General features: G+C 74.2%; 19 protein-coding genes. 5 read left to right on the top strand and 14 right to left on the bottom strand.

Translation table 11 applies throughout. From position 1 onward, the window contains the following. Window positions 1-121: 121 nt before the first annotated feature. The 3 genes from ACFXGA_RS26205 to ACFXGA_RS26195 all read right to left on the bottom strand — a co-directional run bounded on the left by ACFXGA_RS26205 (window position 122) and on the right by ACFXGA_RS26195 (window position 2,517). Window positions 122-574, bottom strand: a complete 453-nt coding sequence (locus ACFXGA_RS26205) for a DUF350 domain-containing protein (RefSeq protein ID WP_378092109.1) — start codon at window positions 572-574, stop codon at window positions 122-124. A 110-nt stretch (window positions 575-684) separates the two neighbouring features. After that, window positions 685-1,848, bottom strand: coding sequence for a glutathionylspermidine synthase family protein (locus ACFXGA_RS26200; RefSeq protein WP_378092107.1), 1,164 nt, complete (start codon window positions 1,846-1,848; stop codon window positions 685-687). Continuing rightward, window positions 1,849-2,517 (bottom strand): hypothetical protein, encoded by a 669-nt coding sequence (locus ACFXGA_RS26195; RefSeq protein ID WP_378092105.1) that lies wholly within the window; start codon window positions 2,515-2,517, stop codon window positions 1,849-1,851. Window positions 2,518-2,638: 121 nt separating this feature from the next. Between ACFXGA_RS26195 and ACFXGA_RS26190 the strand changes: the two genes are divergently transcribed. Continuing rightward, window positions 2,639-3,700 (top strand): septum formation family protein, encoded by a 1,062-nt coding sequence (locus ACFXGA_RS26190; protein ID WP_378092103.1) that lies wholly within the window; start codon window positions 2,639-2,641, stop codon window positions 3,698-3,700. 5 nt (window positions 3,701-3,705) lie between these two features. Here the strand turns inward: ACFXGA_RS26190 and ACFXGA_RS26185 are convergent, their stop codons facing one another. The 3 genes from ACFXGA_RS26185 to pheA form a co-directional block, all read right to left on the bottom strand. Further along, entirely contained in the window at window positions 3,706-4,062 is a 357-nt protein-coding gene (locus tag ACFXGA_RS26185; RefSeq protein WP_378092101.1) for a metallopeptidase family protein, read from the bottom strand. A 77-nt stretch (window positions 4,063-4,139) separates the two neighbouring features. After that, window positions 4,140-4,754, bottom strand: coding sequence for a histidine phosphatase family protein (locus tag ACFXGA_RS26180; protein ID WP_378092099.1), 615 nt, complete (start codon window positions 4,752-4,754; stop codon window positions 4,140-4,142). Then, on the bottom strand, window positions 4,751-5,644 hold the full coding sequence (gene pheA, locus ACFXGA_RS26175) for a prephenate dehydratase (RefSeq protein WP_378092097.1): 894 nt from the start codon (window positions 5,642-5,644) through the stop codon (window positions 4,751-4,753). The genes ACFXGA_RS26180 and pheA overlap by 4 nt, the downstream gene beginning before the upstream one ends. A gap of 103 nt (window positions 5,645-5,747) precedes the next feature. On the opposite strand from pheA, the gene ACFXGA_RS26170 reads away from it, so the two are divergent. After that, a complete protein-coding gene (locus ACFXGA_RS26170) occupies window positions 5,748-6,362 on the top strand; it encodes a macro domain-containing protein (RefSeq protein ID WP_378092095.1) in 615 nt (204 codons plus the stop codon). A 44-nt stretch (window positions 6,363-6,406) separates the two neighbouring features. Here the strand turns inward: ACFXGA_RS26170 and ACFXGA_RS26165 are convergent, their stop codons facing one another. Further along, a complete protein-coding gene (locus tag ACFXGA_RS26165; RefSeq protein WP_378092092.1) occupies window positions 6,407-6,889 on the bottom strand; it encodes a GNAT family N-acetyltransferase in 483 nt (160 codons plus the stop codon). A gap of 60 nt (window positions 6,890-6,949) precedes the next feature. Here ACFXGA_RS26165 and ACFXGA_RS26160 point away from each other — a divergent pair, with 60 nt between their 5' ends. Beyond that, window positions 6,950-7,579 carry a response regulator gene (locus ACFXGA_RS26160; RefSeq protein WP_378092090.1) on the top strand — a complete coding sequence of 210 codons (630 nt, stop codon included), beginning with the start codon at window positions 6,950-6,952 and terminating at the stop codon, window positions 7,577-7,579. Window positions 7,580-7,591: 12 nt separating this feature from the next. Here ACFXGA_RS26160 and ACFXGA_RS26155 read toward each other — a convergent pair whose 3' ends face one another. The 7 genes from ACFXGA_RS26155 to ACFXGA_RS26125 all read right to left on the bottom strand — a co-directional run bounded on the left by ACFXGA_RS26155 (window position 7,592) and on the right by ACFXGA_RS26125 (window position 17,153). Continuing rightward, a complete protein-coding gene (locus ACFXGA_RS26155) occupies window positions 7,592-8,713 on the bottom strand; it encodes a GAF domain-containing sensor histidine kinase (RefSeq protein WP_378092088.1) in 1,122 nt (373 codons plus the stop codon). Beyond that, entirely contained in the window at window positions 8,710-11,802 is a 3,093-nt protein-coding gene (cydD, locus tag ACFXGA_RS26150; RefSeq protein WP_378092086.1) for a thiol reductant ABC exporter subunit CydD, read from the bottom strand. Before cydD ends, ACFXGA_RS26155 begins: the two co-directional genes overlap by 4 nt. Beyond that, on the bottom strand, window positions 11,799-12,800 hold the full coding sequence (cydB, locus tag ACFXGA_RS26145; protein ID WP_378092084.1) for a cytochrome d ubiquinol oxidase subunit II: 1,002 nt from the start codon (window positions 12,798-12,800) through the stop codon (window positions 11,799-11,801). The genes cydD and cydB overlap by 4 nt, the downstream gene beginning before the upstream one ends. An 11-nt stretch (window positions 12,801-12,811) precedes the next feature. Continuing rightward, window positions 12,812-14,293 carry a cytochrome ubiquinol oxidase subunit I gene (locus ACFXGA_RS26140; RefSeq protein ID WP_378092082.1) on the bottom strand — a complete coding sequence of 494 codons (1,482 nt, stop codon included), beginning with the start codon at window positions 14,291-14,293 and terminating at the stop codon, window positions 12,812-12,814. 149 nt (window positions 14,294-14,442) lie between these two features. Next, window positions 14,443-15,111 (bottom strand): IclR family transcriptional regulator, encoded by a 669-nt coding sequence (locus tag ACFXGA_RS26135; RefSeq protein WP_378092080.1) that lies wholly within the window; start codon window positions 15,109-15,111, stop codon window positions 14,443-14,445. A 3-nt stretch (window positions 15,112-15,114) separates the two neighbouring features. Then, window positions 15,115-16,290, bottom strand: coding sequence for a fumarylacetoacetate hydrolase family protein (locus ACFXGA_RS26130; protein ID WP_378092078.1), 1,176 nt, complete (start codon window positions 16,288-16,290; stop codon window positions 15,115-15,117). Further along, a complete protein-coding gene (locus tag ACFXGA_RS26125) occupies window positions 16,287-17,153 on the bottom strand; it encodes a hypothetical protein (protein WP_378092076.1) in 867 nt (288 codons plus the stop codon). The genes ACFXGA_RS26130 and ACFXGA_RS26125 overlap by 4 nt, the downstream gene beginning before the upstream one ends. Before the next feature lie 70 nt (window positions 17,154-17,223). Between ACFXGA_RS26125 and ACFXGA_RS26120 the strand changes: the two genes are divergently transcribed. Together ACFXGA_RS26120 and ACFXGA_RS26115 are read left to right on the top strand one after the other, a co-directional pair. Next, window positions 17,224-18,402: a homogentisate 1,2-dioxygenase gene (locus ACFXGA_RS26120; protein WP_378092074.1), complete on the top strand. Its 1,179-nt coding sequence runs from the start codon at window positions 17,224-17,226 to the stop codon at window positions 18,400-18,402. 39 nt (window positions 18,403-18,441) lie between these two features. Then, the gene (locus tag ACFXGA_RS26115) at window positions 18,442-19,722 is read left to right on the top strand and encodes an SWIM zinc finger family protein (RefSeq protein WP_378092072.1); all 1,281 of its coding nucleotides are present in this window, start codon (window positions 18,442-18,444) and stop codon (window positions 19,720-19,722) included. Window positions 19,723-20,039 lie beyond the last annotated feature (317 nt).

The following is a 20,039-nucleotide window of genomic DNA, read 5'->3' as shown; positions in this document are numbered from 1 at the left end:
GCTTGCTGGGGGGGCCGGGGGGGGGGGGGCGGGGGGGGGGGGGGGGGGGGGGGGGGGGGTGCGGGCGGGGGGGGCGGCGGGCCGGGGGGCCCGCCCCCCGCCCCGCGGCGGTGGTCGGGTGCTACGAGATGGCGACGGCGACCACGAGGCCGAGCGCGACGTGCGCGGCGGCCACGACGACGCTGGCCGGCGCGAACCGGTCGGACTCGATCAGGGAGCCGATGTCGAGCCGGGTCACCCACTCCAGCAGCCGGACCGCGAGCACCTGCACGATGATCCCGACGAACCCGAAGATCAGCGCGGACAGCAGGCCCTCGGCCAGCTTGCCGCCGGAGGACCAGATCGCGACCACGACGATCAGCGCCATGCTCACCAGGCCGGCCGAGGTGACGATGACCGCGTTCGGCGCGCCGCCGCGCACCAGGGCGCTCAGCTTGCCGGGCGTGGTCCAGTCGATGGCGTAGAAGCCGAAGACCATCAGCACCAGGCCGACGATCGCGTACAGGGCGATCGCGCCGATGCCTTGGCCGATGGCGCTGCCGAAGCCGGGGTCCAACGCGAGTGGGGGAATCACTGGCCCTCCGTGGTGTGCGGGGTTGATCGGTGGTGCCGCCGGTGAAGGATCCGGTGACGGGACGGGTCGGGCGGTGTCGACGCGCGGCGCCCGAACGGGTTACGGGTGGGTCATTCGACGATCCTGTGCGGCACGAACGCCGCGCCGTCGTCGGTGACCAGGCCGACGGTCTCCCGGATGCCCAGGCCCGCCGAGGCGTCGCCGACGACCCACGCGCCGAGCGCCGGCCGGTAGCCGTCGAACTCGGGCAGCGGGTCGAACAGCTGGTAGACGAACCCCTCCTTGCCGTAGACCCCGCCGGTCTGGGTCTCGTAGCCGGGGGCGACGATCTGGATGTTCTGGCCCTCGCGGCCCAGCCGCGGCTTGCGCACGTACTCGGTGAGCAGGCCGGGGTCGTCCAGGAACGCGGGCAGCAGGTTCGGGTGGCCGGGGTACATCTCCCACAGCACGGCGAGCAGCGCCTTGTTGGACAGCAGCATCTTCCACAGCGGCTCGACCCACAGCGTGCCGGGCAGGCTCTCCACGGCGTAGCGGCCGAACTGCTCGTCGACCACCCACTCCCACGGGTAGAGCTTCACGACCGTGCCCATCGGGGCCTCTTCGAGGTCCACGAACCGGCGCAGCAGCGGGTCCCAGCCGATCTCCTCGATGGCCAGCCCGACCGTGTCCATGCCCGCCTCGGCGGCGGTCTCCTGCAGGTAGGCCACGGTGACGTGGTCCTCGCCGGAGGGGTCCGCGCCGGACCAGGTGAAGTGCAGCTCGTTGGACGGCAGCCGGCCGCCGATCTCGGTCCAGCGCTCGACCAGCTTCTCGTGGATGGAGTTCCACTGGTCGTCGTCGGGGAAGACGTCGGTCTTCCAGTTCCACTGGACGACCGACGCCTCCAGCAGCGAGGTGGGCGTGTCGGCGTTGTACTCCAGCAGCTTGGCCGGGCCGCGCCCGTCGTAGCGCAGGTCGAACCGCCCGTACACGTGCGGGTCGCGGCGCTTCCACGACTCGGCGATCGCGGGCCACAGCCACTCGTTGATGCCGAAGTCGCGGTAGCGCTCGGTGAGCACCACGTTGTCCACGGCCTCCAGGCACATGTTGTGCAGCAGCTCGACGTCCGCCTCCAGCGACAGCACGTCGCTCATGTCGAAGACGTAGTGCGCCGACTCGTCCCAGTACGGGCGCGGGCTGCCGTCCGCGGCCGTCGCCGGCGCGCCGAACACGAGCCCCTGCTCGGAGACGGTGCGCTGCCAGTGGGGCCGGGGCGCGGAGGTCTCACGACGCACTCAGCTGCCCCCGCTCTTGCTGCCGCCGGACACGCCGAACCCGCCGCGCTGCACGACCGTGCCGGACTTGGTGCTGATGTTCGCGCCCTTGGGCATCGTGTAGCTGCCGCCACTGACCTTCTGGCCGACCGGGGTGCTCGGGCCGCCGTAGTGGTAGCGGTAGGAGCTGCCGCCGATGTAGATGAACCCGCCGCTGACGTACCCGCCGTGGGAGCGGGCGTAGTTCTCGTCGCAGTACTGGTCCTCGACCACCACGTCGTCGCGCGTGCACTGCGCCTCGACGTCGTCGGGGCTGGACACGGCGTACCAGATGGCGACCACGCCGACCACGCCGGCGGCCACGCCACCGCCGACGAGCAGGCGCTTGCGCAGCTTCCGGCGGCGCGCCTCCTCGGCCTCGACCGCGAGCTGCTGCTCGCGCTGCTGCTCGATCGCGGCGGCGCGGGCGCGCTGCTCGGCGAGCGTCGGCGGGCGCGGCTTGGTGCGGCCGGGCTCCTGGTTGCGGATCTGGCCCCGGCCGGCCGGAGGTGACGCCTGCTCCGTCGGCGGCACGTACGGCGGCGGCGTCGCGCCACCGTCGCGCGATCCCGGCGCGCCCGGTCCGTTCGGCTCGTTCGGCCCGCCCTGACCGGGCGTGCCGGCGTTACCGGTGTTGTCGTTCTCAGTCATCAGCCACTCCCGGCGGGGACGGTACAGAGGTCTGCCGCCGAACGGGTGACGAGTGTCCCAAAAGCAACACTCGAGAACCCGCCCGATCGGCCCTTCGGGCTACACAGGCATCATGGAGTAGATGTCCGGGACGACGCGCTGGTTTCGTCGGGGTGACCACATGGTCATGCTCGGCGCGTTCGCGGGCGCGTTCGCCCTGCTCGCCCTGAGCACCTTCACCTCGTGGCCGGTGGGCGGCGGCACCCCGGTCACGTCCACGGTGGTGAACCCCGTCATGGCAGCTCAGGCGGGTGATTGCCTCAACTGGACGAAGAAGGACCTCTCCGACGTGGAGAAGGTCGACTGCGCCGCCCAGCACCTCTTCGAGGTCACCGGTGTGGCGGACATCTCCGCTGCTCACGGCCCCGGTTCCCCGTTCCCGGACGACGCGCGGTGGCAGGAGATCAGCCAGGAGCGGTGCGGGAAGATGTCGCTGGACTACCTCGGCGGCAAGTTCGACCCGTTCGGCAAGTACACCGTGGGCCCGCTCAACCCGGGCGAGCGGCTGTGGGCCGAGGGCGAGCGGACGCTGCGCTGCGGGCTCCAGGTCGCCGGGCCGGCGGGCGGGCTGCTGCCCGCCTACGGGACCGCCCGGACGCAGGACCAGTCCGACGTCTACGACCCCGGCGTGTGCCTGGGCATCACCGAGACGGGGTCCGTGGCCGACCCGGTGGACTGCGCGAAGCCCCACACGTTCGAGATCACCGGCGTGGTGGCGATGCCGCCGGGCGAGTACCCGCCGCCGGAGCAGCAGGACCAGCTGATGGTCGGCGAGTGCAACCGGATCACCGCCGAGTACACCGGCGGCGCGGACCTCAAGGCCCGCGGCCTCATCGTGACCTGGGACACCCGGGCCCCGGAGAGCTGGGCGGCCGGGTCGCGGCTCGCGAACTGCAAGGTGGGCGCGCAGCCAACGGCGAACGTGCTGACCGCGTGGGAGGGCAGCGTGCGCAACCCGAACGCGCCGCCGCTGACCACGTCGAACCCGCCGCAGACGACCGCCGTGCAGCAGGAGGAGGCGACCGGCGCGCCGCTGCACTCGGGGACGAACAGCAGCTCCGCCCCGCCGCCGTCGTCGGGCACGAACCCGTCGGAGCCGGAGGAGACGACGACCACGACGACCACGGCCACGACGACCCGGTAAGGGGCTCAGCCCCAGCCCAGCTCGTGCAACCGCTCGTCGGAGATGCCGAAGTGGTGGCCGACCTCGTGGACCACGGTGACGGCGATCTGCTCGACCAGGTCGTCCACGTCGTGGCAGTACCGCAGCAGCGGTCCCCGGTAGATGAAGATGTGGTCCGGGAGGCCGCCCGAGTAGTCGGTGGTGCGGCGGGTCAGCGAGACCCCCTGGTACAGGCCCAGGAGGTTCGGGCTGCCGGGCGGGGGTTCGTCCTCCACCAGCACCACGACGTTGCTCATGGCCTGCGTCAGCTCCGGCGGGATGAGGTCGAGGGCGTCGGCAACGTGTTCCTCGAACTCACGGCGCGTCATCTCCACGCCACCCATTGTGCGCCCGGCGCGGCCGGGGTGATCACCGCCGACTGGACTCCGGGCGGACTCCGCTGAGGGCGAACACCGGCCGTTCAGCCGTCGACCACGTCCACGCCGGTCCACGACGTGCAGCGCCAGGTGTCGGCGGCGCGTTCCAGCACCACCCGCCCGGTGTTGGGCAGCAGGCCCGCCTCGGCCAGCGCGGGGGTCACGTTGCGGGCCAGCGCGAGCGCGGCCATGCGCAGCGACGCGCCGTGGCTGACCAGCACGACCGTGTCGTCGTCGCGGTGCCGGGCGGCGACCTTGTCCACCGCCGCCAGGTAGCGGTCGAGCACCTGGCGGCCGCTCTCGCCGCCGGGCAGCGGGACGTCCAGGTCGCCCTCGGCCCACCGCTTGACCACGTCGATGAAGACCTCGAACGCCTCCCGGTCGTGCCGCCCCTCCAGGTCGCCGCAGAAGATCTCCTGCACCCCGTCCAGGACCTCGACGTCCAGGCCGTGCGCCGCCGCCACCGGCGCGGCGGTCTGCTGCGCCCGAACCGCCGTGCTGGCGTAGACGGCGGCGACGGGTTCGGCGGCCAGCGATGCGGCCAGCGCGGCGGCCTGCGCCACGCCCGCCTCGGTCAGCGGCGGGCCGGGTGGCAGCGAGTCCAGCGCCATCTTCACGTTCGACGCCGTCTCGCCGTGTCTGACCAGGATCAACCTCACGCGCCGTGCCCCCTCCGGATGGTCTCGACCCACTCGGCCGCCGCCACGAACTCCTCGTTGCCCGCCACCGCGCCGCCCGGCTCGGCCTTCGGGTACGAGCCGAGGAACCGGGTCTGCGGGCAGTGCCGGTGCAGCGCGGCCAGCGCGTCGCCCACCCTGGGCTCGGCCACGTGGCCGTCGAGGTCGATGTAGAAGCGGTACTCCCCCAGCCTGCCCTTGGTCGGCCGCGACTCGATGCGGGTCAGGTTGATGCCGCGCAGCGCGAGTTCGACCAGCAGGTCCGACAGCGCGCCGATCCGGTCGGCCGCCGTGCAGACGACGGACGTGCGGTCGTGGCCGGTGGGTTCGGGCAGCGCGCCGGGCGGGCGGACCAGCAGGAACCGGGTCTTGGCGTCGCGCACGTCGGCCACGTCGGTGGCCAGCACCTCCAGCGGGTAGTGCCGCACGGCCACCGGGGCGCTCACCGCGGCGTCGAACGCGCCGTCCAGCACGGCCCGCGCGGCGGCGGCGGTCGACGTGGTGGAGACGACCTCGGCCTCCGGCAGGTGCTCGGCGAGCCAGTGCCGGACCTGCGCCAGCGCGTGCGGGTGGCTGGCGACCGTGCGCACGGGACCGCCGCCGGGCCGCACCAGCACGCTGAACCGCACCGGCAGCACCGCCTCGGCGACCGCGACCAGGGGTTCGCCCTCGGTCAGCGCGTCCATCGTGGCCGGCACCGCGCCCTCCACCGAGTTCTCCACCGGCACGCACGCCGACTGCGTCCGGCCCTCCCGGGTGGCGGCCAGCGCGGCGGGCACGGTGTCGAACGGGACCAGCTCCTGCTGCGGAGAGGCGAAGCCGCGTGCGGCCTGCTCGGTGAAGGTTCCCTGCGGTCCGAAGTAGGCGAGCACGGCCGCAACGATACGAGGACCACGTCGGGTGACGGGCGTTGAGGCGAGGATCACCCGCCTGGCGGGTGCCCGCCCCCGTTCCGCACCAACCGGTTCTCCTGGAATGCTGGGTGATGTGTCCGCCGCCGATACGGAGGGTGAGATCAACGCTCCGGTAGCAGTTCCCCGTCTGGTGTTGTGCGCCGTCGACGAACCGCTGGCCCGTGCCTGGCTCGCGGTGGCCGAGGGCAGGACAGGCGTCGAGGTGCACCGGGGCTCGGTGCTCGACATCGTCGCCGAGGCCGTGGTGAGCCCCGCGAACTCGTCCGGCTGGATGCGCGGGGGCATCGACGCGGTGTACGCCCGCGCGTTCCCGCTGGTGGAGGGCCACGTGCGCAGTGCCGTGCTCGGGTTGCACGGCGGCGAGCTGCCGGTGGGCGAGGCGCTGGTCGTGCCGACCGGCGAGCCACAGCCGGAGTGGCTCATCAGCGCGCCGACCATGCGGCTGCCCGGTGAGCTGCTGCCCGGCGACACCGTGCACCCGTACCTGGCCGCGCGGGCCGTGCTGCGGCTGTGGTCGGCCGGCCGGCTGGACGACGGCAGGCCGCTGCGCGAGGTGGTCCGCACGATCGCCATGCCCGGCCTGGGCACGGGCGTCGGCGGGGTCGCCCCGCAGACGTGCGCCCGCCAGGTCGCGGCGGCGTGGGACGAGGTGTTCAGCCCGCTGCCCAGCCGGTGAGTTGTGCACAAGTTGTGGACAGCCCGGCCGGGACCTGTGGACAACTAGCGCGGCGCGACCCAACGCTCCAGGTCCAGTTCGTCGGTCATGGGGATGCCGTACCCGCCGACGCTGGGGATCTCCGGTTTGAGGCGGCGTGCCTCGCGCACCGCGTCGGGGCGCAGCGCGGTGAGCCGGAAGCCGCGGCGCTGGCAGAAGCGCAGGGCGTCGAGGTTGTCGTTGGTCGTGGTCAGCCGGACCCGCGAGCACCCGAGCTGGCGGGCGCGGTGCACGGCGGCGTCGACCAGCGAGGTGCCGACGCCCCGGCCTCTTCGCAGGGCGTCCATGGTGACGATCTCCAGGTGGCCGTCGGCGGCGGCGTAGGTGAGCAGCCCGACCACCTGGTCCTGCTGCTCCACCAGGAACCCGGGGAGGCTCGCGGGGAAGAACACCTGGCCGTGGGCGACCGCGGTGTGCGCGCCCCACAGCTCCAGCACCAGCCTGCCGACGACGATCCGGTCGGCTTCCTCGATCGCGCGTACGAGCATTCCTGCACTGTCTTGGCGTCCGAGCGCGGTGGGTACCGGCATTCGACCTATGGTTGGTTCGTGCCGGTGCGAGTGTTGCTCGTAGACGACCACGAGGTGGTGCGCAGGGGGCTGCGCGAACTCCTGGAGGACGAGGACGACATCTCCGTGGTCGCCGAGGCGGGCGGGGTGGGCGAGGCCCTGGTGCGGGCCGCCGCGACCAGGCCCGACGTGGCCGTGGTGGACGTGCGGCTGCCCGACGGGGGCGGCGTCGAGCTGTGCCGGCGGCTGCGTGCCCTGGAGGGCGGCCCGAGGTGCCTGGTGCTGACCGCGTTCGACGACGAGGAGGCGCTGGTCGGCGCGATCATGGCGGGCGCGTCGGGGTACCTGCTGAAGCAGGTGCGCGGGCAGGATCTGGTGACGGCGGTGCGCGAGGTGGCGGCCGGCCGGTCGCTGCTGGACCCGCAGACGACGGCCCGCGTCCTGGACCGCCTGCGGCGGCCCGCCGAGGTGGACGTGCTGGACGCGTTGACCGAGCAGGAGCGGCGGGTGCTGGACCTGATCGGGGAGGGCCTGACGAACCGGCAGATCGCCGAGCGGCTGTTCCTGGCCGAGAAGACGGTGAAGAACTACGTCACCGCAGTGCTGTCGAAGCTGGGCATGGAACGCCGCACCCAGGCCGCCGCCTGGGTGGCCCGCCGTTCGCGCTAGCCCGCCGGGTGGTCACGCGCCCAGCGGCACGTGCCAGGTGATCGTGGTGCCGGTGCGGGGCGAGGAGGTGATCTCGCAGCCGCCGCCGGCGGCCAGGGCGCGTTCCTCCAGGTGCCGCAGCCCGCGCTTGGCCACGCCGCGCGGGATGCCGCAGCCGTCGTCGGCGACCTCCAGGTCGAGCCGGTCGGGTGTGCGGCGCAGCCCGATGGTCACGTGCCGCGCCCCCGAGTGCCGCACCACGTTCGACAGCGCCTCCCGCAGCGCGGCGCGGGCGTGGTCGGCCAGGTCCGCCGGCACGCCCGCCACGTCGCCCTCGACGCGCACCTCCGGCTCGAAGCCCAGCAGCTCCCCCGCCGTGCGGGCCTCGGCCAGCACCGAGCCCCTGAGGTCCACGTCGGCGGGCTTGCCGGGGTCGGCGCTGCGCAGCGCCCGGACCGTGGCGCGGACCTCGGCCATGGTTCGGTCGAGCTGGTCGACGGCCTCGGCGAGCCGGCGCGCCTCCCGGCCCTCCAGCTTGAGCCGCCGGTCGAGCAGGTCGAGCTGCACGCCCGTCGCGTACAGCCGCTGGATGATCACGTCGTGCAGGTCGCGCGCGATGCGCTCCCGCTCCTGGTAGACCGCGACGCGCTGGCGCGCGGTCGAGCCCTCGGCCAGCACGACGGCCAGCCCGGCCTGCGCCGCGAACGCGGCCAGCACCTCGACGGTGTCCGCGCTGAACGGCTGCGCGCCCTTGCGCCGGTAGACCGCGAGCGCGCCGATCCGGCGCTCGTGGGTGCCGAACGGGGCCACGGCGAACGGCCCGTAGCCGCGCAGCGCCTTGGGCACGAACGGCGCGGTGCGCGGGTCGGTGGTGAAGTCGTCCGCGACCACCGGCACGCCGGTGCGCGCCGCGCGGGCCGCCGACGAACGGCTCGACAGCACCACGCCCACCGGGTCGACGTCGCCCGAGGACGCCTCGACGGTCAACGTGCCGTCGTCCGCGGTGACCATGGCGAGCCCGAGGTCCGCCCCGGCCAGCTCGACGGCGCTGCGCACCACGAGCGGCAGGACGGCGTCCGGGTCGTCGCCGGCCAGCGCGGCCGAGGTGATCTCGGTCGACGCGGCGAGCACGCGGGCGGGGTCCACGGTGGTCAACGGTAGGCCCTGGTCCGCACCCGCCCGTCGGCGACTTCCAGCACCGCGTCCGCGCGGTCCGCTTCGCCCGGCCGGTGGGTGATGTGGATGACGGTCTTGTCCCGCAGCACGTCGTCCAGCCGCTCCAGCAGCGCCGCCGCCGTCGGCTCGTCCAGGTGGGCGGTCGGCTCGTCCAGCAGCACGAGGTCGGCGTCGTGCAGCAGCGCGCGGGCCAGGGCGACCCGCTGCGCCTCGCCGCCCGACAGCAGCGTGGGACCGATCACGGTGTCGAGGTCGAGCCGCACGCCGGCGACGTCGAGGGCCCAGCGCAGCCGTGCGTCGTCGGCCCGCGGGTCGCCCAGGCGCAGGTTCTCGCGGACCGTGGTGGTGACCAGCATCGGCTCCTGGGGGCACCAGGCGACCCGGTCGGGCCGCCACACCAGCCCGCGTTCGGGCTCCAGGAACCCGAGCAGCAGCGCGAACAGGCTCGACTTGCCCGAACCCGACGGTCCCACGACGGCCACCTTCGCACCCGCCGGCACGTCGAGCGACACGCGCTCCAGCACCGGCTCCGCCCGGCCCGGCCACCGCACCGTCACCCCTTCGAGGCCGACCGCGCCGCCGACCGAGGTCTCCACCGCGGCCGACGGGACCGGTTCCCGCGCCTGGTCGACGATCCGGCCGTACGACTCGCGCAACGCGGCCCGGTGCTGGGCGGCCGCGGGCAGCGTGCCCAGGACCTCGGCCAGCGCGAGCGGCACCAGGCCGAGCACCGGCACCAGCAGCGGGTCCACGCCGCCCGCCAGCCCGATGCAGACCGCCGCGGCCAGCCCGGTCGTCAGGTGCACGACCGCGATCGCCGCGCCCGCGCCGAGCGCCTGCCGGCGGGCGAGCCGGGCCAGCGCCGCGTCGTGCCGGGCCAGCTCGGCCCGCACCGCGCGGTCGGCCCCGAACGCGATCAGGTCCGGTGCGGCGGTCAGCAGCGTCAGCACCTGCTCCGACACCTGCCGCCGCCCCCGGGCGAGCACCGCCGTGGCGCGCCGTTCGGCGAGCACCGCGACCGCGGGCGCGATCGTGCCGCCGACGACCAGCGCCACCGCCAGCGCGAGCCCGGCCGCCGGCCGGATCAGGGCGAACAGCGTCACCGCCGCGGCCGACACCCCCATCGCCACCAGCGGCGGCTGGAGCACGCGCGGCACGAGGTCGCGGACGGTGTCCACGTCGTCCACGAGCCGGGTCAGCTCCGCCTGGCCGGGGCGCAGGCCGCGCCACAGCCGGACCCGCAGCGACTCGGCGTGGCGGAAGGCGGCGTCGTGCGACACCAGCCGCTCCAGGTACCGCAGCACGCCCTTGGCCAGCGCGAACGTCCGCACCCCCACGACCAGCACGGACAGCGTCAGGATCGGCGGCTGCGTCGCGGCCTTCGCGATCAGGTGCGCGGCCAGCGCGGTCAACGCCACCCCGCTCAACGACGCCGCCACGCCCAGCAGCGCCCCGGCCAGCACCCGGCGGGTCGGGCGCGGGGTGCGCGGCGTGGTCGGCCGTTCGGCGACCACGCCCGCGTCCCGGGCCGGCGCGGCGTCCTCGGCGTCCGCCTGGCCGACCAGCCGGTGCGTGGCCAGCACGACCGCCGCGCCACCGGCGGCGGCCTGCCGCACGGCGGCCATGACCTTCGCGGCCGTGGCCCGGTCGAGGTGCGCGGTCGGCTCGTCCAGCAGCAGCACCGTCGCGCCGTCCCGGACGCGGGTCAGCGCCCGCGCCACCGCGACCCGCTGCCGCTCGCCGGTCGACAGCTCCGCGATCGGCCGCGCCACCAGGTGCTCCGCCGCGACCGACGCCAGCACGTCGTGGTCGACCCGACCCGTGGTCAGCTCCAGCTCGTCGGCCACGGTCCGCCCGGCGAACGCGGGCCGCTGCGGCACCCAGGCGACGGCCGACCGGTCGAGCGCGACCGACCCGCCGTCCGCGGGCACGAACCCGAGCAGCACCCCGAAGACCGTCGACTTGCCCGCGCCGCTGGGCGCGTCCAGCCGGTGCACCTCGCCGGGCCGCACCCGGAAGCTCACGCCGTCCGGCGCGAACCGCCCCCTCCGCCGGACCCGCAGGTCGCGGACCTCCACGCCCTCGACCGGCTCGACGGCGTCCGGCGCCGGGGCGGCGTCGGGGATCGCGGCGACCCGCCGCACGGCCTCCACCCCGTCCTCCGACGCGTGGTGCGCCGCGCCCGCCGCCCGCAGCGGCAGGTAGCACTCCGGCGCGAGGATCAACACCACCAGGCCGGTGACCAGCGCGAACTCGCCCGACACGAGCCGCAGGCCGATGCCGACCGCGATCAGCGCCACCGACAGCGACGCCACGATCTCCAGCACCAGCGCCGACAGGAACGCCACCCGCAGCGTCCCCATCGTGGCCCGCCGGTACCGCTCGCCGACCTCCCGCACGGCCGACGCCTGCGCCGCCGCGCGCCCGAACGCGGTCAGCACCGGCAGCGCCCGCACCAGCTCGGCCAGCCGCCCCGACAGCCGCTCCAGCGCCGACGTCGCCGCCGCCACCCGGGCCGAGGTGAACCGGCCGATCAGGATCGCGAACACCGGGATCAGCGGCAGCGTCACCGCGATCAGCACCGCCGAGGTCGGGTCCGTGAAGAAGATCCACCCGCCCACCGCCACCGGCACCACGGCCGTCGTCACCAGCGCCGGCAGGTAGCGGGTGAAGTACGCGTCCAGCGCGTCCAGGCCCTTGGTCGCGAGCACCGCCAGCGACGCGGGCCCGCGCTCGACGATCCACGACGGCCCCAGCCGCAGCGCCCGGTCCAGCACCGCCGCGCGCAGCTCCTCCTTCGCGCCCGCCGCCGCCCGCGCCGCCACCGACTCGGTCGCCCACGCCAGGCCGGCCCGCACCACCACCGCGGCCGCCAGCACCCACAGCGACCCGCCGGTGACGAGCGCCGACGCCAGCGCCACCGCCTGCCACACCAGCGCGCCCGACGTCAGCGCCGCCAGCACCGCGCACCAGGCCAACGCCCGGCGCGCCGAACGCGAGAGCGTGGGCAGCGCGCCGAGCGGGCCTCTCCCCGGCTTCGTGGCGGAAGGGGCTCCGGGGAAGTTCACGGCACGTGCACCGGGGGGATGTGCCGGGTGCCGATCCGCTTGCGGAACACCCAGTACGTCCACCCCTGGTAGACGAGCACCGCGGGCGTGCCGAACGCGGCCACCCAGGTCATCACGGTCAGCGTGTACGGGCTCGACGCCGCGCCGGCCACGGTCAACGACCACGCCGGGTCCAGCGTGGACGGCAGGACGTTCGGGTACAGCGCCCCGAACAGCGCCGCCACCGCCGCCGCCACCGCCACGCCCATCAGCGCGAACGCCTGGCCCTCGCGCCGCAGCACGAGCCGCCCGTACGCGCCGAGCGCGGCCAGCGCCACCGCGATCGACGCGCCCCACGTCCACGCCGACCCGAACCGCAGCTGCACGAGCAGCAGCAGCACCAGCAGCGGCAGCAGGGCGAACGGCGCGACCTTCAACGCCAGCGCGCGGGCCCGTTCCCGGACCTCGCCCTCGGTCTTCAGCGACAGGAACACCGCGCCGTGCACCAGCGCGTACCCGGCCACGGCCGCCGCGCCGAGCAGCGTCTCCGGCCGGACCGCGGCGAACGGCGAGCCGACGCGGTCGCCGGCGGCGTCCAGCGGCATGCCGAACACGGTCGACGACAGCAGCAGCCCGACGCCGAGGGCGGCCGTCCACGACCCGGCGACGATCACCGCGTCCCACCGCCGCCGCCACCGCGCCGTGTCCACCTTGCCGCGGTACTCGAACGCCACCCCGCGGCCGATCAGCGCGAGCAGGAACAGCACCAGCGGCAGGTACACCGAGCTGAACAGCGACGCGTACCAGTCGGGGAACGCGGCGAACGTCGCGCCGGCCGCCACCAGCAGCCACACCTCGTTGCCGTCCCACACCGGCCCGATCGTGTTGATCAGCACCCGCCGCTCGCGCTCGTCGCGCCCCAGCACGGGCAGCAGCATGCCCACGCCGAAGTCGAAGCCCTCCAGGAACAGGTAGCCCAGCCACAGCAGGGCGATCACGCAGAACCAGAACGTCTCCACGGCTCCCCCTCTCAGTAGGCGAACGACAGGACGTCGTCGTCACGCTTGCCGGCGGTGTCGTCGTCGGGGTCCCGAGCCGGCAGCACGCCCGCCACACCAGCGCGGACGTACCGCCGGATCAGGAACACCTCGACGCACGCCAGCACCCCGTAGACGAGCGTCAAGGCGATCAGCGACGTCAACACCTCCCCCGGTGTCGACGACGACACGGCCCGCGCGGTGAACATCCACACCCCGTCCACCCCGCTCGGGTTCGGCACCACGACGAACGGCTGCCGACCCATTTCCGTGAAGATCCAGCCGAAGCTGTTGGCCGCGAACGGCGTGGCGATGCCGCCCAGCGCGAGCCACGCGAACCACCGCCCGCGCGGCACCCGCCCGCCGCGCGTGAGCCAGAGGACCAGCAGGCCCGAGCCGACCGCGAGCGCGCCGAGCCCGATCATCAGCCGGAAGCCCCAGTACGTGACCGGCAGGTTCGGCACGTAGTCGATCGGCTGCCCCGACAGCTCGCCGAGCCGCGGGTCCACCGGGTAGTTCGCGCCGTACTTCTCCTGGTACATCGGCACCAGGTCCTCGATGCCCTTCACCTCGGTGGTGAAGTCGCCGTGCGCGAGGAACGACAGCAGCGCCGGCACCGTGATGCTCTTGACGTTCTCGCAGTCGGGCCGCGTCACGTCGCCGACCGCGAACACCGAGAACGCGGCGGGCGACTCGGTGTGGCACAACGCCTCGGCCGCCGCCATCTTCATCGGCTGCTGCTCGAACATCAGCTTGCCCTGCAGGTCGCCGCTGATGGCCAGCCCGGTGAACGCCACCACGCCCACCCAGGCGCCCAGCTTCACCGACGAGCGCCACACCGGCTCGTCGTCACCGCGCCGCCACAGGTGCCAGGCCGCGATGCCGACCAGGAACGACGCGGCCACCGCGAACGCGCCGAAGATCGTGTGCGGGAACGCGGCCAGCACGGTGCTGTTGCCGAGCACGGCCCAGATCGACTCCAGCTCGGGCCGCCCGTCGACCATCCGCACGCCGACCGGGTGCTGCATCCACGAGTTCGCGGCCAGGATGAAGTACGCCGACGCGATCGTGGCCAGCGAGAACGCCCACACGCAGGCCAGGTGCACCTTCCGGGGCAGCCGGTCCCAACCGAAGATCCACAGGCCGAGGAACGTGGACTCGACGAAGAACGCGACCAGGCCCTCCATCGCGAGCGGCGCGCCGAACACGTCGCCGACGAAGCGCGAGTAGGCGCTCCACGTCATGCCGAACTGGAACTCCTGCACGATGCCGGTCACCACGCCCATGGCGAAGTTGATCAGCAGCAGCTTGCCCCAGAACTTGGTCATCGCGAGGTACTTGCGGTTGCCCGTGCGCACCCACGCGGTCTGCATCGTCGCGACCAGCAGGGAGAGCCCGATGGTCAGCGGCACCATCAGGAAGTGGTAGACGGTGGTGATGCCGAACTGCCACCGCGCCAGGTCGAGGACGTCCACGGGACGACCGTAGGCCGGGGTCGCGGGTGATCCTCAGGTACGACGGTCCCCTGTGGACCGGGACCAAGGTCCCGGTGCGCCACGTCACACCGGGACCACCGGTGTCGAGGAGGGCGGTGGAGCGGCGTCGCGCGCGACCCGGACACCGGTCAGCGCAACGCGTCGGCGACCTCCTGGGCCGCCCGCACCACCTGCGGCCCCACCACGTCGCCGTCCAGCTTCTCCAGGGCCACCACGCCCACGCTGGCCCGCAGCCCGGGCACGCCCCGCACCGGGGCCGCCACCCCGAACGCGCCGGGCTGCAACTCGCCCGTCGAGTGCACCCACTGCCGCCCCTCCGGCGACAGCCCGATGGCCTTGCCCGCCGCCCCCCGGTGCACGGGGTGGCGGGACCCGACCCGGTACGCCACGTGGTACGCCGTCCACGACGGCTCCACCACGGCCACCGCCTGCGCCTCGCTCCCGTCGGCCACGGTCAGGTGCGCGGTCGCGCCCACCGCCTCGGCCAGCGTCCGCAGCGCGGGCTGCGCGGCCAGCCGCAGCTGCGGCAGCACGTTGGACGCGAGCCGCAGCACGCCGAGGCCGAGCCGCACCTTCGACCCCTCGCGCCGCACCAGCCCGCGCGCCTGCAACGGCACCAGCAGCCGGTACACCGCGGCCCGCGACGCGCCGATGGCCGCCGCCAGCTCGCTGATCGACGGGGCCTCCGACTCGGCGTCGGCGACCGCCTGGAGCAGGGCCAGGCCCCGCTCCAGGGTCAGCGAGCTCTCCTTGGACGCGGGCGCCGGCAGCCGGCCGCGGGGATCGGGTCTGACCACGCTCTACCTCTCGTCGGCGGGCGCCACCGTGCCGACCACCTCGGCCAGCCCGACGACCGAACCGCTCTCGCCCGGGGCCGTCGCGGTGATCCGCACCGTGTCGCCGTCCTCCAGGAACGTCCGCTCGTCGCCGTCGTCCAGCACCACCGGCTCCTTCCCGCCCCAGCTCAGCTCCAGGAAGGAGCCGCGCTCGTCGCGGGACGGGCCGGAGACGGTGCCCGACGCGATCAGGTCGCCCGGCCGAACGGTAGCGCCGTTCACCGACAGGTGCGCGAGTTGTTGCGCGAACGTCCACGACATCTCGCGGAACGGCGGCCGGGACACCACGGTGCCGTTCCACTCCACCCGGAGGTCGATGTCCAGCCCCCACGCCCGGTCCTCGACCAGGTAGGGCAGCACGTCGTTGCCCAGCGGCGGGGGCGTCACGCGGGCCACCGCGAACGCCTCCAGCGGCGTGATCCACGCCGAGACCGACGTGGCGAACGACTTGCCCAGGAACGGCCCGAGCGGCTGGTACTCCCACGCCTGGATGTCGCGGGCCGACCAGTCGTTGACCAGGGCCACGCCGAAGACGTGGTCGACCGCCTGCGACGGCGTCAGCCGGGACGCGACCGGGCCGCCGCACACGAACCCGACCTCGGCCTCGATGTCGAGCCGGCCCGTCGGCCCGAACACCGGCCCGGTCGAGGACCGCCGCTGCCCGTGCGGCCGCACGATCGGCGTGCCGGAGACGACGACCGTCCCGGCGCGGCCGTGGTAGCCGATGGGCAGGTGGGTCCAGTTCGGCGTCAGCGCCTCGCCGTCGGGCCGGAAGATCCGGCCGACGTTCTCCGCGTGGTGCCGCGACGAGTAGAAGTCCACGTAGTCGGCCACGGCGAACGGCAGCACCGCGCCGTCCAGCCCGACCAGCTCCGCGCCGCGCGGCGCGGACGTGGCCGAGACCAGCTCGACCAGCCGCGCCCGCAGCTCGCTCCACACCGGCCGCCCGGCCGCCAGCAGGGCGTCCAGGGAGCCGGTGGCCACCAACGGCTCCAACCGGGGTCCCAGGGACAGCCCGCGCAGCAGCAGCGCCCGGTCGCCCACCCGCACCGCGACACCGCCGGACACGACGCCGTAGGGCAGCGTCTGCGGTCCGAACGGCGAGTCCGGGCCGAACGCGGGGTCGTCGATCCAGCTCACAGCAGACCCAGCTCCTCCAGGTCGGCGATCGGCTCGGCCAGCGAGCACGACCCGTAGGACGCGAACACGCCCCGCACGGCGTGCGCCGCCTGGTCGGACAGCCCGCGCGCCTCCTCGCCGAGCGCGACCGCGTCCGTGCTCGACAGCGCCCCGCGCACGTCCCCGCCGGAGAGCGAACGCGCGGTTGCGACGAGCAGGTTGAGGAACCCGTGGTGGGTGAACCCGGTTTCGCTGTCGGTGTGCCGCACGGCGTGGTGCAGGCCGGCCGTCGCCTTGAACGCGACGCCGCCGCCGCTGACCACGGACAGGAAGTCGGCGACCTCGTCGACGCTGGGGAAGTTCTCCTTGCTCACGCCGCCGCACCGCAGCTTGGGCCAGCTGCCGTGCTCGATGACGCGGCGCACGCCGTCCAGCCACTCCGCGCCGCCGCGCCGCGGCTCGACCACGCGGATGACGTCCTCGGGCACGAACTCCGAGACGCGTTCGAGCCACACCTCGTCCACGTCGGACGGGGCGGGCATCTCGACCATCCGCAGCGCCAGCAGCTCGCTGCGGGACTCGACGATCGACACGGCCTTGGGCACACCTCCCAGCCCCGTGTCGATGACCAGCGACAGGGCGACCGGCTTCACCGGCTTGACCTTGATCAGCTCGGTGATCAGCTCGGCCAGTCGCGACGCGGGGCACAGGAAGAGACCCACCGCACCGGCCCATTCCCCGGCACGTGCGTCGAGGTGGCCGCGGACCGCGTCGGGCATGGAGGCGTTGCCCGGCGGGAACAGTGCGGCGTCGTCGACAAGCCTCGCGAGCAGGGGCGGAGTGCCGCGTGGACCGGGCGCACGGAGTTCGAAGGCGCTTGACACGGCTGACACGCTAGTGGCGTACCGGTCAATGAACAAAGATGTCCGACTATCGAACGCTTCGGAGTGAGCCATGGCGTACTACCGCCAGGTGGGTGAGATCCCCCGTAAGCGCCACACGCAGTTCCGCACACCGGAGGGCGGGCTGTACGCGGAAGAGCTGATGGGGGTCGAGGGCTTTTCGGCCGATTCGGCGCTGCTCTACCACCGGCACCTGCCGACCGCGATCGTCGACGCGGTCACCGTCGAGGAGGCGCGCGGCGCGTTGACGCCGAACCTCCCGCTCAAGCCGCGGCACTTCAGGACACCGGCGCTGACCTGGGACTCGCCCGACGTCGACGCGGTCACCGGCAGGCGCACCCTGTTCGGCAACGCCGACGTGGTCATCGGGTTCGTGACCGCCACCGCGCCCAGCCCGCTGTACCGCAACGCGGCGGGCGACGAGTTGCTGTACGTGCAGTCCGGCGAGGGCGTCGTGGAGACGATCTACGGCGCGCTGGCCGTCGGCGGGGGCGACTACGTGGTCCTGCCGACTTCGTGCACGTACCGCGTGGTGCCGTCCGAGCCGATGAACATCCTCGTGCTGGAGGCCACCGGGCACATCGGACCGCCGAAGCGGTACCTGTCGGCCAAGGGTCAGTTCCTGGAGCACTCGCCGTACTGCGAGCGCGACCTCCGCGGCCCGGTCGAGCCGCTGCTGGTCGACGGCGAGGACGTGGACGTGCTGGTGCGGCACCGCGCCGGGCTGACCCGGTTCACCTACGCGAACCACCCGTTCGACGTGGTCGGCTGGGACGGCTGCCTGTACCCGTGGGTGTTCAACATCCGCGACTTCGAACCGATCACGGGCCGCGTCCACCAGCCGCCGCCCGTGCACCAGACGTTCGAGGGGCCGAACTTCGTGGTGTGCTCGTTCGTGCCGCGCAAGGTCGACTACCACCCGCTGGCCGTGCCGGTGCCCTACAACCACGCCAACGTCGACTCGGACGAGCTGATGTTCTACGTCGGCGGCAACTACGAGGCGCGCAAGGGCTCGGGCATCGGCATCGGGTCGCTGTCGCTGCACCCCTCCGGCTGCACCCACGGCCCGCAGCCGGGCGCGGTGGAGGCGTCGCTGGGCGTGGAGCGCTTCGACGAGACGGCGGTCATGGTGGACACGTTCCGGCCGCTGGACCTGGGCGAGGCGGCGCTGGCCGCGGAGGACCCGAAGTACGCCTGGTCGTGGGCGCGGAGGGGTCCCGACCTGGCGTGATCGCCGCTTTGTCGGTGGGTGGCCCTAACGTCTGCCGGCATGGACGCACAAGCGGTGCTGGAGCAGGCCCCGGACAGCCGGGTGGCGAGCAGCGCCACCCGGCTGGCGGGGTCCTCCGGCTGGCAGGGGACGGGTCGCAGCGACTCGGCCCTGTGGGGTCTGTGCGCGGGCAGCGGCAAGGACCCGTACCGGGTGTGCGTCGACCTGGGCGACCGGGCGACGAAGTGCTCGTGCCCGTCGCGCAAGTTCCCGTGCAAGCACGCGTTGGCGTTGCAGCTGCGGGACGCGCGCGAGCCGCTGCCCGTCGCCGAGCCGCCGGAGTGGGTGCGGGAGTGGCTGGACCGCCGCACCCGCGCCGCCGCGCCCGCGCGGTCGGACGACTCGCCGGAGGCGGTCGAGCGGCGCGCCAGGGCCAAGGAGAAGACCGCCGCGGCCAGGGAGAACGCCGTGCGGGCCGGGGTGGCCGGGATGGCCGACTGGCTGGCCGACGTGGCGGGCGGCGGGCTGGCCGGGCTGCCCGCGCGGGACGCGGCGTGGTGGCACGCGATCCAGGCCCGGATGGTGGACGCGCAGGCCAAGGGGTTGGCGTCGGCGGTGGACGAGGTGCGCGCGATCGTGGCGGCCGGCGGGGCGCGGTGGGCGCACGACGCGGCCGACCGGCTGGGCGGCCTGCACCTGCTGGCGCGGCTGTCGTCGTCGCCATCACCTGATCCGGTGGTTCGCCGCCGGTTGGGCTTCTCCGTGACCGAGGAGGAGGTGCGCGGCGGTCCGGGGTGGTCGGACCAGTGGGCGCCGTTGCTGAAGCTGGAGTCCGACGACGGCCTGGTGCGGACCGTGCGGCAGTGGGTGTGGGGGCGGTCGCACGGGTGGGTGGTGGCGGTGCGGCACGCCGGCGGCGGCGCCCGCCCCGCGCCGCCGTTGGCGCACGGGGTGCAGGTGCAGGGGGTGCTGCACCCCTATCCCGGCGTGCCGCCGCACCGGGTGGCGGTGGGCGAGCCGGTGGTGGCGCGGCCGGCCGAGCCGGTGCCCGCGCCGGAGTCGTGGCGGGTGGCGCTGGCCGGGTTGGAGGAGGCGCTGAAGGGCGACCCGTGGCAGCGGCTGCACCCGTTGGGGTGCGCGTCGGTGCGGGTGACCGAGGACGTCCGGTGGTTGGTCGACGCGGGCGGGCACGGGGTGCCGGTGCGGGGCGACGTGGCGCTGGACCAGGCGCTGGCCGTGACGGGCGGCGAGGCGTTCGACGCGTGGGGGTTGTGGGACGGCCGCGAGCTGCGCCTGGGCGCGGTGGCCATGCCCGGCGGAGCACCGGAGGTCGTGGGATGATCAAGCAGTACCGCCGTTCACCGGCACACGATCGGGTGAACATCGCCCGAGAATGTACGGAAACACCGTTACCGCACCTCGGTTGCATACGAGGAACCGCGACCCACCAACCAACCCGCCCGCCGACCACCACCACCACACCACCGGACCCGACCGCCTCCCCTGACCCGGCGGCCTGCCCTGACCCGGCGGCCTGCCCTGACCCGGCGGCCTGCCCTCACCTGGCGGCCTCCCCTGACCTGACCACTTGCCCCGACCTGACCGCGGCCCCCGACCTGACCACCTCCGCTCACCGACCCGCTCGACCCGGCCCGACC

It is taken from the genome of Actinosynnema sp. NPDC059335 (genome assembly GCF_042752395.1).
GTDB lineage: Bacteria > Actinomycetota > Actinomycetes > Mycobacteriales > Pseudonocardiaceae > Actinosynnema.
This window is presented reverse-complemented; position numbering and strand designations above follow the sequence as displayed.

What these genes read in the sequence shown, in the direction of transcription:
- ACFXGA_RS26115 (WP_378092072.1), top strand. Translation starts at nt 18,442, where the DNA reads ATGGACGCACAAGCGGTGCTGGAGCAGGCCCCGGACAGCCGGGTGGCG.
- ACFXGA_RS26165 (WP_378092092.1), bottom strand. Translation starts at nt 6,889, where the DNA reads ATGCTCGTACGCGCGATCGAGGAAGCCGACCGGATCGTCGTCGGCAGG.
- ACFXGA_RS26185 (WP_378092101.1), bottom strand. Translation starts at nt 4,062, where the DNA reads ATGGGTGGCGTGGAGATGACGCGCCGTGAGTTCGAGGAACACGTTGCC.
- ACFXGA_RS26120 (WP_378092074.1), top strand. Translation starts at nt 17,224, where the DNA reads ATGGCGTACTACCGCCAGGTGGGTGAGATCCCCCGTAAGCGCCACACG.
- ACFXGA_RS26170 (WP_378092095.1), top strand. Translation starts at nt 5,748, where the DNA reads ATGCTGGGTGATGTGTCCGCCGCCGATACGGAGGGTGAGATCAACGCT.
- ACFXGA_RS26195 (WP_378092105.1), bottom strand. Translation starts at nt 2,517, where the DNA reads ATGACTGAGAACGACAACACCGGTAACGCCGGCACGCCCGGTCAGGGC.
- ACFXGA_RS26190 (WP_378092103.1), top strand. Translation starts at nt 2,639, where the DNA reads ATGTCCGGGACGACGCGCTGGTTTCGTCGGGGTGACCACATGGTCATG.